Source organism: Microcoleus sp. PH2017_34_RAT_O_A (genome assembly GCF_020737885.1).
Lineage (GTDB): Bacteria > Cyanobacteriota > Cyanobacteriia > Cyanobacteriales > Microcoleaceae > Microcoleus.
In genome coordinates this window covers 1-13,116 of record NZ_JAEQDD010000135.1, presented here as the reverse complement: position 1 = coordinate 13,116, position 13,116 = coordinate 1, and the positions used below count along the sequence as shown (strand labels likewise).

Genomic DNA, 13,116 nt, shown 5'->3' with positions numbered 1-13,116 from the left:
GTAACAAATGGAGTCATATTTTAATTGGTATCTCGGTAAAAAAATGAGTAAGATTACTCATTGACAACAGTGCTTTTAGCTTAACTTGTGAGTAATGTTATCAACCGGAAACGGCTGTTTTAACAGTCAAGCGTCAAGGAGTTGCAGTGTTGTCAGCAGAAACGAACACAACAGCGGGGCGCGATCGCATCAGCACTTTTTTTACCGACTATCTGGCGGCGACTCAACCAACAAAAGAAGCGAGACACCCGCAGTTTGCACCTTTGCGGTTAATCGGTAACAGTAGTGGGGAAACTCGTTATCCCGATCGAGAACCGGTACATATTTCTCTCCTCAGTCAAGCTACACTCGATCGATTAACCGAAGTCGCCCAGCAAAATATAGATGTGGGCAGATTTCGCCCAAACGTTGTGCTAGAGGGCGTTTCAGCTTGGTCGGAATTTGAGTTAATCGGAAAACAGTTTCAATTAGGTGCAGCACGGATCGAAGTTACAGCACGAATTGGTCGCTGTGTCAACGTAGAAGTAAATCCACAAACGGGCGATCGAGATATAGCCCTACTCAGTTTACTACAACAAGAATTTGGTCACGCACAAACAGGAGTTTTAGCCAAAATTATCAACAGCGGTACAGTTAAAATCGGCGATAATTTGAATTACTAGAAAACCGGGCGGTTGAAACCGCGTCTATACAGACAAAACCCGCCTCCGCGGGTTGAATAAAACCGAGCGATTGAAACCGCCGTCTGATCTTGTGGGGTGGGCATCTTGCCCGCCCCAAATAGGCTGCTCACCCTTCCTCCGAAATCCGCACCTTATTACCAATTAACTTCAGAAAACTCACTCCAAAATGTTGAATTTCCAAAAAATTAGCATAAGCAGGAGTTGACTTATAAACTCTAAAAGTCCGCATAATTCCCAAAGTTGCCGCACTCTCCAGCGGGCCAACAAAGCTAGTATCTCTGTCCAAAAAATGAGACTGCTTAGCCCAGTGAGCCATCTGTTCCGCATTCAAAAAATAGCAACCGGAATGAGGATTCAAAGTCCGCTCAAAAGAGATTGGCTGTTCCATAATTTTCCCTGCCAACTGCGGCTGCTCCTCCACATTTTGAAATTTAGCAGTAGCTCCTGGCACTAAATCACCATCAATATATGCTTTAAAAACAGCACCTTGAGGCGATACTTCATAGCGATTCGGTTGCAACAAATTTCCATGTCCACCATGATGAGTAAACCAATTTAATTTACTAAAAAACCACGGATCGTGGAGAACTAAATCATCTTCCAAATAACAGAAATAATCGTATTTGTTAAGGCAAGAACGCAAAACAGCCTGACACTCAAACCCCAACAGCAGCGGTTCGCATTTGGTAGCGTGGTGCATAAAAGACCTCGGCTGCACAGGTAGTTGAGGCAACAGGTGATAACCTTGAGTAGTGCAAACAACAATATCAATTTCGTGCTTTTGAGATTGATTTGCTGGGATAGTGGCACATTCGCCAATGTCAATCATGCACTGAGATTTGCCATACAAAGCTTGCAGCGAAGTCACGCAAGCTGTTAAAGCATTGATGCGCGGTTGCGGATCGTTTCGTTGGGAAGCGTGTTTCCCGTCGCCGCTGGGATTGTAGAAGTGAGCAATAGTGAATAGGATTCGCATTTGTGTTTATCAACAATTAAAAATTAAACAATAAAACGGAAGACTGGGCGGTTGAAACCGCGTTTATACAGACAAAACCTGCCTCCGCAGGTTGAAGACTGGACGGTTAAAATTACGTTATTCTCTTGAGTCCGCGGAGGCGGACATCGTTTGTATAGCAGCGGTTTCAACCGCCGTCTTATCCGCCGTCTTGTCCGATCGCAAGCGTATTGCACAAAAACCCCTATAAATCTTACCGCATTCAGTCGGTAAACAACTCAGGCAATCGCGATCGCAACTCAGCGTTTAAACGTGGCAACTCATCTCGCATTTGCAAGTACCAGTCTCGGCGCTCGCGGTAGTGCCCGCACAGCAAGCGGTTGTCGCGCACCCATTCGTAAGCATTCGCGGCTATTTCCTGGCGCATAGAAGTGTCGGAAATCAGCGAATTTAGCTTAGTTTCAAACTCTTTTTCATGTTTGTAAATCAATCCGGTTTCACCTTCTACTATCGAATGTTCGTACACTGTGGGACTCGCCAAAACCGCTACTCCTCGCGCCGCACATTCAATGAATTTTAAGTCAGATTTCATTTCGTTAACCGGGTTGACAACGAGCGGCAGCAAAGCTATATCGCAACTGTACATGATTTCTTGATACCGTTCGTAACTGCAAAAAGATTCAAATTCCTTTTGCTGTATTTCCAAAGATTCAAAAAATCTGCGATCGTGGATAACTTTAACTCGAATCAGGTGTTTGTGTGCAGCTAAAACTCGATTCAGTGCTGCCATAATTGGCTGCCAATCATTCTCGCGGTTGAGCGCGCCAAAAAATATTGTGACGGTATGTTCTGCTGGATAGATTCGCGGCGGAGGTAGATAGGCTAGTTGATTGGGAAATACGGCAACATTATGATTGTAGTGACGCAAAATTTTCGCTAGCGGTTCTGTTGTAGTTTGAACGCAGTGACAGCCGCGATAGCTGAGGTAATTATTGTCTGCGTATTCGCGGCGGCGGACGGGATTGTCGTCAATTTCGGCTACTATTAAATAGTCTTGTTTTAGTAGTTCTTTGAGTTTGGGAATGTAAGCCGGATATTGCATGATTGTCCGTTGCCAGACGAAGACTTTTTCTTCTCCCGGAAACTCGGTAATTAATGCTGCTGTTTTCACTCCCGATACGGTGCGGACACCGGGAATTGTGGCGCTAAATTTGTCCGGTTCCAGAACTCGCACGCGATCGCACCCTGTAGGAGCCATAATAATGGTTTGGATCAGCAGTCTGCGCGGCTGTACGGTCGATTTGGTCGATCGCACAATATAATATTCAGCACCAGTTTCCGTAGCAAAATCGCTGGATTTGAGCTCTAACGCCTTCACCATTGGATGCAGCAATTGCTGGAATTGGGCAAAATTTTCGGTTTTGTGTCCCTTCCCTTGCAATTCATAAACCTGCAATCCGGCTTGAGCAAATAATGATTTAATTCTTTCCAGGGTAAACCAGTGCTGCATCTTGCTGTCGGGATTTTCCCAATGTCCCCGCAACAGATTGACAATGCGCCGCCAGTATTGAACGTTGGGAATTGTGGCGAAAACTTGCCCCTCCGGCTTGAGTAAAGCACTGTACTGCTGTAGTATCTCCCAGGGGTTTTTGAGATAGGGTAGCAAGTCGCCAAAAATCAAGCAATCGACAGTTCCGGGTTCGATGTCGAGACTGGCGATCGCCATTTCTTCAATATCGGCTACCGCCACCCAGTTTAGTCGATCGACTGCAATTTTCGCTTTTTCGCGATCGCATTCAATGCCAATATACTGACAGTGGGGATTGATCAGCTTGTAGTGTTCGCCCCTAGAACCAGTACCGCAGCCAATTTCGACAATGACTTTAGCATCCGGCGGTAGCAGCTTGAAGAGGTCGTGGTTGGCGCGATCGATCACTTTCCCTAAAATTCCTGATTAGTTTGCCGTAAAATAAAGCAGAGCAATCCATGTCAACAGACCAGCAGACGAAGGTTAGCATGGCGATGCCAGTATACAATGGCGATCGGCACATTTGTCAAGCACCAAATTTTCGCGATGCCAACTCTTTCTCTTCCCTCTCTTCTGGCCCTCTGCGTACTCTGCATACTCTGCGGTTCATTTAAATCTTGTTCGCCAATCGTGCAAAGATTGATATACGTTAGCAAATATTCGGCAAAATTATAATTTGCGCTAAACCATACTCTCATGCAAGCTCAATTGAGGCGATCGATCGATTCGGCTGATTCCCCAAAAATAAACACAGCACTGTACTAAATACATTATAAATTATGAATCCTAATTTAGGAATAAACATCGCCGGATACATCAACGGCGAATTTGGCATAGGAGAAGGAGTAAGAGCCAACATCAGAGCCGCAGAAGCCGCCGGAATTCCCTTGGCTATCAACAATTTTACCCGCAGTCCCCACCGTAAAAAAGACACCACATATCAAAACTTTAGCCCAGACAATCCCCATCCGGTAAATCTAATTCAAGTCAACGCTGATGAAGTTAAAACTTTCATCAAAGATAGAGGTTCCAGCTATTTTGAGAATAAATACAATATCGGCTTTTGGGCCTGGGAACTTCCCGGATTTCCTCCCCAATGGCAGCCAGCATTTAATCACTTTCACGAAATCTGGACTTACAGCAATTCTTGTGCTGAAGCAATTTCTCAAGCTTCGCCAATTCCAGTCATCAAAATCATGCCCAGTATTTTTTTACCTGCACCTTCCCTCAGCAGGGAAGAACTGCATTTACCTAAATATAAATTTATTTTTCTGTTTTTCTTCGACTTTTGTAGCCGCATCGAACGCAAAAATCCTTTGGCAGTCATCCAAGCATTTAAAACAGCTTTTGGTGAAGATGACCGCGTATTATTGCTGATCAAATCTTCCAACTCCGACAAAAATCTCAAAGATTTAGAATTGTTGAATTTTGCCATAGATGATTCTGCAAATATCAGACATCAAGACGGGTATTTATCCAAAGATGAAATCAACGGTTTGCTTTACAGTTGCGATTGTTACGTGTCGCTGCACCGCTGCGAAGGATTCGGCTTGACAATGGCTGAAGCGATGTTTTATGGTAAGCCTGTAATTGCCACCGGTTATTCATCAAATACAGAATTTATGAATGTTGGGAATAGCTTTTTAGTTAAGTATAAGTTAGTCCCAATCGAGGAAGATTGCGGGCCTTATAAAAAAGGCAATGTTTGGGCCGAACCGGATGTCGGACACGCTGCTGATTTAATGGGCTATGTTTTTAATAATTACCAAGAATCTCAAAAAATTGGAGTGGTAGCTGCTGCGGAAATTCAGACTTTACTCAACCCGCAAGTTACAGGGAGTAAAATTAGAAAACGTCTCGAATATATTGCCGAGATTACCGATAATTTTCAAAATTTGCCTCTGTCACGAATGGTCAAAGCAGAGCCTGCAAAAATTTGGGCCCAATTCAATCAAAATTCCTTGTCATTGCGAGGAACGAAGCAATCTCATCCCCAAGCTGAATTCCGAGAGTCAAACCCACAAATTCAATCAAAAGTAGAACTGCGAAGCTGGCAGCCTTTGGTAAGCATTTGCATTCCGACGTACAACGGAGAGGCATTTATTGAGGAAACAATCAAAAGCGCGATCGCCCAAACTTACCGCAACATAGAACTAATTGTATCCGACGACGGCTCCACAGACCGCACAATTGCGATCGCCCAATCCTTCCAATCGCAAACATCCGCCGACTTCCGCATCATCCTGCACCGCAACTACGGCTTATCGCAAAACTGGAACTTCTGCATCCAGCAAGCCAAAGGTGAATACATCAAATTTCTGTTTCAAGACGACTTGCTGGCACCAGAATGTATCGCCAAAATGGTCGCCACCGCCCAACAAAACCCAGACATAGGTATGGTTTTCTCCCCGCGCGGCATCACCATCGCTGAAGATGAATCTCACCCAATTTTGCGGAAAGCTTCCCAATCAATCAAAGATTTGCACAAAAGTTGGTCGAATTTAAAATCTATTCAGCCCGGAAAAGACTTGCTAGCAGATGCTAACTGCTTGAACAACCCCATCAACAAAATTGGCGAACCGAGTACCGTATTAATTGCCGCCCGAGTTTTTGGCGAAATAGGATTGTTTGATTCAGGATTATCTCAGTATGTAGACTTAGATATGTGGTGGCGGATCATGGGAAACTATCACGTCGGGTTTGTAGACGAAAAACTTTCGTCACTGCGGATTCATCCCGAACAACAAACCTGGAAAAACTTCGCTGCTGGGGAAAATCATAAAGATGTCGTCAGATTTTACAAGAAACTCCTAAATAGTCCTGATTACAGTTTCCTAAATCAACAAATTAAACAGACAATCCGGCAAAAGTTGGTATCTAGAACCCAGCCTAATATATCTGACTTGTCAGCACTGGTTGAAAAATACAAAAAATTGCCATCAAACCAGTCTATTCTGGCAAAAATGCGCCAATACCGCCAACAGCTAGCTGAGTATTGGCTGAATTTGACCGCCGAAACATTAGAAACTGCTTACTCGCAAGCAGCAGGGAAAGCTCATAAATTGCTCCTAGATAGCAGCCTCAAATATGAAAGTTTAACGGAGTCGGAACAAAGTTTTGTCCAGCAGTTATCTTCTAAACTTGCTGAAGCAGGGGAAGTTGCTGATAAGATTCAATATTCTCTGGCAGCGATGCTGTACTGCGATGCTTATCAGTTGCCGCTAGAGTATAAAAATGCAGCAATTCCCCAGTGGTTTTTTGACGATTTTTTGAATTTCCTATTTCAGTCTCCGGCTTGCTTTCAACAAACGGGAGAGGTTGAAAGATATTCTCAATATTTCCAGCAGCTAATCGAGTACGTGTCTGCTAATATCGCCAGTTTTCCAGATTCGGAAGTTTGGCGTTATTTGGCGGCTTTTGTGGCACAAAGTGTTAGCTTCAAAGCTTTGTATTTAAGTGACAAAAATCTGGTCAATGTCTTGAGCCAGCGAGCTGATATTCTGGAATTTCACTTCAAAAATATTGGCTCTAAAATAGACTGGAATTTTGCTGATAGATCACCTCGACGAACTAAAGTTAGAGTCGGCTTTTTGCTCTACAAAATTAGTGCTGAATTTGAGACTTTTGCTGCTCTTTCAGGTTTTGAATATTTAGACAGAGACAAATTTGAAGTTATCGTGTATCATTTCCAGGTACAAGATGAGCAACTGGGGAAATATTGCGAAAGTTGCGCCGACAAGCTAGTCCAACTTTCGGAAGATTTGCCGCAGCAAGTGCAGGAAATTCGATCGCACGATTTAGATATTCTGCTAATTAGCACCAATATCGCCGACACTTCCGGGCCCAGCGCGCTGCTGTGCTTGCACCGACTGGCGCGGGTGCAAATTGCTACCGCTGCATCCACTCCCGCCACTACCGCAGCCCGCAATATCGATTGTTTGATTGTCGGAGATTTGACTTTGCCGGCAGATGCACCAGAGTATCGCGAAAAATTAATTACTTTAGAAGGGTCGGGAGTTTGTTTCAGCTATCCTGTAGAGTTAGCCCCTGCCACCGTTGAACCGACTCGCAGCAGTTGGGGAGCCACCGATGAATCTGTAGTGTTCATGTCCTGTGCTCGGGCTCGGACAATTATCCCAGAATTGCGAGAAACTTGGGCAAAAATTATTGCGGGTGTACCGAATTCTATTTTAGTTTTGTATCCCTTTCGATCGCGCACCGAAAACTATCCGACGGTGCCTTTTTACCACCAAATTCGATCGACTTTCGGGGAATTTGGAATTGACAAAAAGCGGGTAGTTGTGATACGAGCGCTATCAAATCGTGCAGATTGCATAAAATGTCTGGAATTGGCTGATATATATTTAGACTCCTATCCATACAGCGATGCCGGCCCCTTTGCTGAACCGCTGTTGGCCGGGTTGCCTGTAGTGGCAAGAAAAGGGCAAAAAACTCGATCGGGACAATTTGCAGCAGTCCTCGAAGAACTACAACTTCCGGAACTGGTAGCACATAGCGAGAACTCTTATATAGAACTGAGTACAGCACTGGGAACAAACCCAGAACTGCGCCGGCGCTATCGGGATCGAATCCAGCAAACAATGGCGGCAAATCCCAAAATTCTCGACAGTCGCGCTTACTCCCATCAAATAGGCAAACTATTTGAAAGGAACCCCGTCTGGATGCAAAGCGTCAAGAAATAGACAGCTATAGCGCTAGGTTTCTTAACGCTCTGCTATCATCGGGAGATTGAGGGGTTAGTGGTTGTCGCTCTTTTCCTGCCACAGCTAAATTAAAAGGGGAAGCGCAAGTCAGTTGGAGATTAAAAAATGACAGGACTTTTTCAAATAGGCGATAAATTACTGCAAGCTCAGGATATGCCATCGCTCCTGAAGCGTTACCAGTTGATGCCCCAATTCTTGCGGGGTGTAATCATCGACCAAGCGATCGCATCCTTTAGTTGCAGCGACGAAGAACGCAAATCCGCCGTCGAGAACTTTCTGGTACAGCACCAACTGACAGCCCCCGACGCCAGAGAAGCTTGGCTGCGGAGTCAAAATATGACAGAAGAAGAACTTCAAGAGATGGCCGTCAGGCCCTTGCTGATCGAAAAATTTAAGCAAGAGACTTGGAGACCTAAAGTAGATAATTATTTTTTAACCCGCAAAGCCAGTCTAGACCACGTAGTCTATTCCCTGGTACGCACCAAAAATCCAGCACTGGCAAACGAACTTTACTTCCGCATCCTCGAAGGGGAACAAACCTTTGCTGAAGTAGCTCGCGACTTCTCCGAAGGCCCCGAATCCAAGTCTGGCGGCCTGTTGGGTCCAGTACCCCTCAGTCAGCCTCACCCGGCAATCAGTAAACTTTTATCAGTCAGCCAGCCAAATCAACTCTGGACGCCGCGTCCTCTGGCAGAATGGATGGTAATTATTCGACTAGAAAAGTTCATGCCGGCCCAGCTCGACGAATCGATGCGGCTGCACCTGATTAACGAACTCTTTGAAAGCTGGCTCGCCGAACAAATATCGCAAATAGGCCCGCTACAGCCGCTCTCTTCCGTCTCTTCAATATCTTGACATCCTCCCCCCGCCTGAAGGCGTGGGGATTCCCAAACCTCACGATTTGAGTTTCTGCTTCAATGCAACTGCCTCTACCCACAAGGAGTTTTATGGTCTTATGTTCGCTCCCCAGACTAACCCCGCTAGTCCAGCGGTTTTTATGTGTCGAAAACCCAAAAGGAATTCTGATTGACTGTTTTGATTCTAGGGATGTTTACCATTGCCCCGTCCTCTTTTCCCGGTCTACCGATTTTTCTGCCCCGTTGCGATTGTTCGCAAACTTTGGTGTTAGGGTTTATGTCTCCATCGTCGCGGGTGGGTCGTTGACCACTAAAATTGTATCAAATATAGAGCAGTTGTACAAGGACGGGGTTTCCACGCACATTTTCCGATGACCGAAACTAATTTGGCGATCGGCCCCCGGATTTATCCTTGGAGACTTTAAAAACCTTGGCATCGTCACAAAAACACTCTGGATTGATGTGTGGATTCAATTCTTCAATCAAAAATCGAAAATTGGATGACTTATGCCCGCTACAGCCCCTCTCATCCGCGTCTGTAATTGAACGGTAAAGGCTGTAGGCTCAATTCTTCAATCAAAAATCAAAAATCAAAAATCGAAAATTGGATGACTTCTTCCGCTGTTTCCCTCACCCAAATTCAGGATTTCTTAGCTCAAACACCTCCCTTTGACCGACTGTCAGAGACGGATCTAACAGCCTTGGTGGCTAAATGCCAACTCCTGGGCTACCGGACGGGGCAACCCCTGTTTGAACGCGAAAAAATGCCGACTCAGGTGGCAATTATCTATCAAGGTCAGGCCCGGCTGCTGGGCTTTGACCAGCGATCGCAACGCCACGTCAGTTTGCGGTTGGTGCAGTCGCAGGAAATTCTCGGCTGGGCGGGTTTGCTCAGGGGAGTTCCCTGCGAAACTGCGATCGCCTCTACAGATGTAATCGCGATCGTCCTACCTGCTGAAGATTTCCTGAGTGTACTGGAAAAACAGCCGACATTTGGAGAAGCTTTTCACGCTCACTCTTCCTTGAGCGAAGTGTTTGAACTGTTGAGCCTGGAATTGCAGCGCCAAGCCGACGGCACTTCGGATCTCAAGGAACTAACTCGGCAAGCTTGGGAAGACGCGACAGTTGTCAACGTCCCAAAGGGTAACAAAAAAACTCAAGACCTCGCTAACGAACTAGATGCCGATCGAATTTGGCTAGTCAGCAGCGGCGTCTTGGGCGAGTTTCCCACCGGCAGCCGCTTCTCTGTTGAAAAGGCAGCCAAATCCTTAAAAGTAGAAGGCAGCGCCGGTGCCCGCTTGGTAGGCTTCCGGCAACCCTCAGCATCACCATCAGAGCTAGAAGATCCCTTAACTGGCGAGACAGACACAGGAACAGGAGGCTTAGGGAAAAAGCGAGGCATCATTTTTGATGATGTACCCATCGCCCCACCTCGTCCCCCAGAATCCAAAATCGACGCACCAAAGGATGCGGGGAAATATCCAGTTTTCCCCGCCAAAGGGCAAATAGATGCCCCGCTAGCTTGCTTCCAAATGTTGAGCAAGTATTTTGGTATCAAATTTCGTCGGGATATCATCCGCAAAGTTCTAGAAAATCAGTTAAAAACCGCTGGTGTTATCAATCTGCAAGCCTGTGGGGCGATCGCCCAAAGCATCGGCCTGACCCCTCAATTGGCGCAAGTGCCAGCAGATGCGATCAACCGGATCAAAGCTCCGGTCATGATTAAATTCCTAGATAGCTTTGCCATTGTTTACAGCATCACCGAGCAAGAATTGGTACTAGCCAGCCCAGAAAAGGGGCTGATGCGGATGCGGGTACCTCAGTTTAGAGAAGACTGGGGAGAACAGGGAGAAGTCCTGCTGCTGCAAGAGCCGCAAGTCGAACAAAAAGAGCAGTTCAGCTTCTGGTGGTTTGTGCCGGCGCTGATGGAACACAAAACAGTATTTATTGAGGTATTGCTCGCCTCGTTTTTTGTGCAACTATTTGGTCTTGCCAACCCTTTAATCAGCCAAGTAATTATTGATAAAGTATTAGGTCAGCGCAGCATCGACACCTTGGATATTTTGGGTGCGTTTCTGTTAGGTGTTGCCCTATTTGAAGGACTCCTCAACGGTTTGCGTACCTTCTTATTTGTAGATACTTCCAACCGCATTGATGTCAAATTGAGTGCGGAGGTAATCGACCACTTGCTCAGGCTGCCCCAGAGTTATTTTGACAACCGGCGCGTCGGAGATCTGGTCTACAAATTCAGCATGATGGGCCAGATTCGGGAATTCATGACAGGTACCGCTCTGACTGTGGTTCTCGATGCAGTATTTTCGGTGGTTTACGTCGCCGTGATGCTTTCCTACAGTGTGAAGCTAACCTTCGTATCTTTGGCAGTTGTCCCGGTACTAGCGCTGATGATTGTTCTGATCAATCCGCTGGTGCTGCGCCTGATCAAACAAAGAAATATGCGTTTTGCTGACTCTCAATCCTATCTAGTGGAAGTAGTCAGCGGAATTCAAACTGTTAAGGCTCAAAATATTGAATTGAAATCCCGCTGGGAGTGGTCTAGCCGTTACGCAAAATATATTACAGCCAGTTTTAAAACAATTCTGACCGGGACTACGGCAGGTACGATTAGTGGTTTTTTAAACCAAGTGGGTAACTTGGCTCAGTTGTGGGTGGGAGCTTATTTGGTACTGAGCAATGACATTACTTTGGGTCAGTTGATTGCTTTCCGAATTATTTCCGGTAACGTGACTGGTTCGCTCCTCAGGTTTGTGAGCGTGTGGCAGAGTTTCCAAGAGGTCTCGATGTCGATCGATATGCTCAAGGATATCATCGACAAACCCACGGAAACCAGCGAGGAAGACCGGAGCAATATCCCGCTGCCGGCAATTCAAGGGCAGGTTACCTATGAAGAGGTTTCCTTCCGATTCCTAGAGAGCGGCGCGCTGCAATTGGCGAATGTGAACTTGGAATTTCCCCAGGGCAGTTTTGTGGGAATTGTGGGGGGAAGCGGTTCCGGTAAGAGTACGGCGATGAAGCTGTTGCAGCGTCTTTATGCCCCGCTTTCGGGCCGGATTTTTATTGACGGCTATGACATTGCCAAGGTGGAATTATATTCGCTCCGCAGTCAGCTTGGCGTGGTACTGCAAGATACTTTGCTGTTTAACTGTACTGTCCAAGAAAATATTGCTTTGAGCAATCCCGATGCGAGTACGGATGAGATTGTACGAGCTGCGAAATTAGCTGTAGCTCACGATTTTATCATGGGCTTGCCCGCTGGTTACAATACGGTGGTGGGAGAACGTGGTGCGTCGCTTTCTGGGGGTCAACGGCAGCGTTTGGCGATCGCCCGGACGATTTTGCAAAACCCGAAACTGCTGATTTTGGACGAAGCTACAAGCGCCTTGGACTACCATTCCGAACGCCAAGTTTGCAACAACTTAGCAGAATCTTTCGCCGGCCGCACGGTGTTTTTCATTACTCACCGCCTGACTACAATCCAAAACGCCGACATAATAATTATGATGGATCAAGGTTCTGTAGTCGAGCGCGGAACTCATAAAGAATTAATGGCTCTGAAAGGGCGTTACTACTGCCTATTCCAACAACAAGAGTCATCGAACACATAATCATGGGGAATGGGGAATAGGTAATAGGTAATAGGTAATGGGTAATAGGTAATAGAGGGTTGGGATATGAGTAGACCGGATTTTGAAGATTTGGATGTTTACAAGTTGGCTGAAAAACTAGCAAATCAGGTTTGGTTTATTGTCAAAGAGTGGGACTTTTTTACGAAAGATACTATGGGGAAACAACTTGTACGTGCAGCCGATAGTGTTTGTGCTAATATTGCAGAAGGACGGGGCAGGTATAATTATCAAGACAATCGGCGTTTTGTGAAGATTGCCAGAGGCTCTTTGTATGAAACAATCAGTTTGTTGAGACTGGCATATGCTAGAAAATTGTTGGGAATAGAACAGGTAAATAAATTCCAACCAATAATTGATGACTTGTCGCCAAAGCTAAATGCTTATCTAAACTCAATAGGTGGTAAGCAAGAAAAAATGATTGATAAAATATCTGATATCGATCGTAAATAAAAAAAACTCCCAATTCCCATTACCAATTCCCAATTGCCAATTCCCAATTCCCAATTCCCAATTCCCAATTCCCAATTCCCAATTCCCAATTCCCAATTCCCAATTCCCAATTGCCAATTCCCAATTCCCAATTCCCAATTCCCAATTGCCAATTCCCAATTCCCAATTCCCAATTGCCAATTCCCAATTCCCAATTCCCAATTCCCAATTCCCAATTCCCAATTCCCAATTCCCAATTCCCAATTCCCAATTCCCAATTCCCAATTCCCAATTCC

General features: G+C 45.7%; 9 protein-coding genes. 6 read left to right on the top strand and 3 right to left on the bottom strand.

Annotated features, from left to right (window positions below; all coding sequences use genetic code 11):
• The first annotated feature begins 149 nt into the window (after positions 1-149).
• Positions 150-662, top strand: coding sequence for an MOSC domain-containing protein (locus JGK11_RS30145; RefSeq protein WP_293214106.1), 513 nt, complete (start codon positions 150-152; stop codon positions 660-662).
• 127 nt (positions 663-789) lie between these two features.
• On the opposite strand, the gene JGK11_RS30140 is transcribed toward JGK11_RS30145, so the two are convergent.
• Both JGK11_RS30140 and JGK11_RS30135 read right to left on the bottom strand, forming a co-directional pair.
• The gene (locus JGK11_RS30140) at positions 790-1,659 is read right to left on the bottom strand and encodes a calcium-binding protein (protein WP_293197816.1); all 870 of its coding nucleotides are present in this window, start codon (positions 1,657-1,659) and stop codon (positions 790-792) included.
• 241 nt (positions 1,660-1,900) lie between these two features.
• Positions 1,901-3,574 carry a methyltransferase domain-containing protein gene (locus JGK11_RS30135; RefSeq protein WP_293183867.1) on the bottom strand — a complete coding sequence of 558 codons (1,674 nt, stop codon included), beginning with the start codon at positions 3,572-3,574 and terminating at the stop codon, positions 1,901-1,903.
• 50 nt (positions 3,575-3,624) lie between these two features.
• Between JGK11_RS30135 and JGK11_RS30130 the strand changes: the two genes are divergently transcribed.
• From JGK11_RS30130 to JGK11_RS30110, 5 genes are all read left to right on the top strand, one after another.
• Positions 3,625-3,780 carry a hypothetical protein gene (locus tag JGK11_RS30130; protein ID WP_293201051.1) on the top strand — a complete coding sequence of 52 codons (156 nt, stop codon included), beginning with the start codon at positions 3,625-3,627 and terminating at the stop codon, positions 3,778-3,780.
• A 165-nt stretch (positions 3,781-3,945) separates the two neighbouring features.
• Positions 3,946-7,869: a glycosyltransferase gene (locus tag JGK11_RS30125; RefSeq protein WP_293214104.1), complete on the top strand. Its 3,924-nt coding sequence runs from the start codon at positions 3,946-3,948 to the stop codon at positions 7,867-7,869.
• Between the two features lie 126 nt (positions 7,870-7,995).
• Positions 7,996-8,745 carry a peptidylprolyl isomerase gene (locus JGK11_RS30120; RefSeq protein ID WP_293183871.1) on the top strand — a complete coding sequence of 250 codons (750 nt, stop codon included), beginning with the start codon at positions 7,996-7,998 and terminating at the stop codon, positions 8,743-8,745.
• A gap of 610 nt (positions 8,746-9,355) precedes the next feature.
• A complete protein-coding gene (locus tag JGK11_RS30115) occupies positions 9,356-12,370 on the top strand; it encodes a peptidase domain-containing ABC transporter (RefSeq protein ID WP_293191404.1) in 3,015 nt (1,004 codons plus the stop codon).
• 66 nt (positions 12,371-12,436) lie between these two features.
• Positions 12,437-12,841 carry a four helix bundle protein gene (locus JGK11_RS30110; RefSeq protein WP_293183875.1) on the top strand — a complete coding sequence of 135 codons (405 nt, stop codon included), beginning with the start codon at positions 12,437-12,439 and terminating at the stop codon, positions 12,839-12,841.
• Positions 12,842-12,860: 19 nt separating this feature from the next.
• On the opposite strand, the gene JGK11_RS30105 is transcribed toward JGK11_RS30110, so the two are convergent.
• Positions 12,861-13,116 (bottom strand): hypothetical protein (locus JGK11_RS30105; RefSeq protein WP_366054136.1); only part of this gene is annotated, 256 nt, incomplete at its 5' end.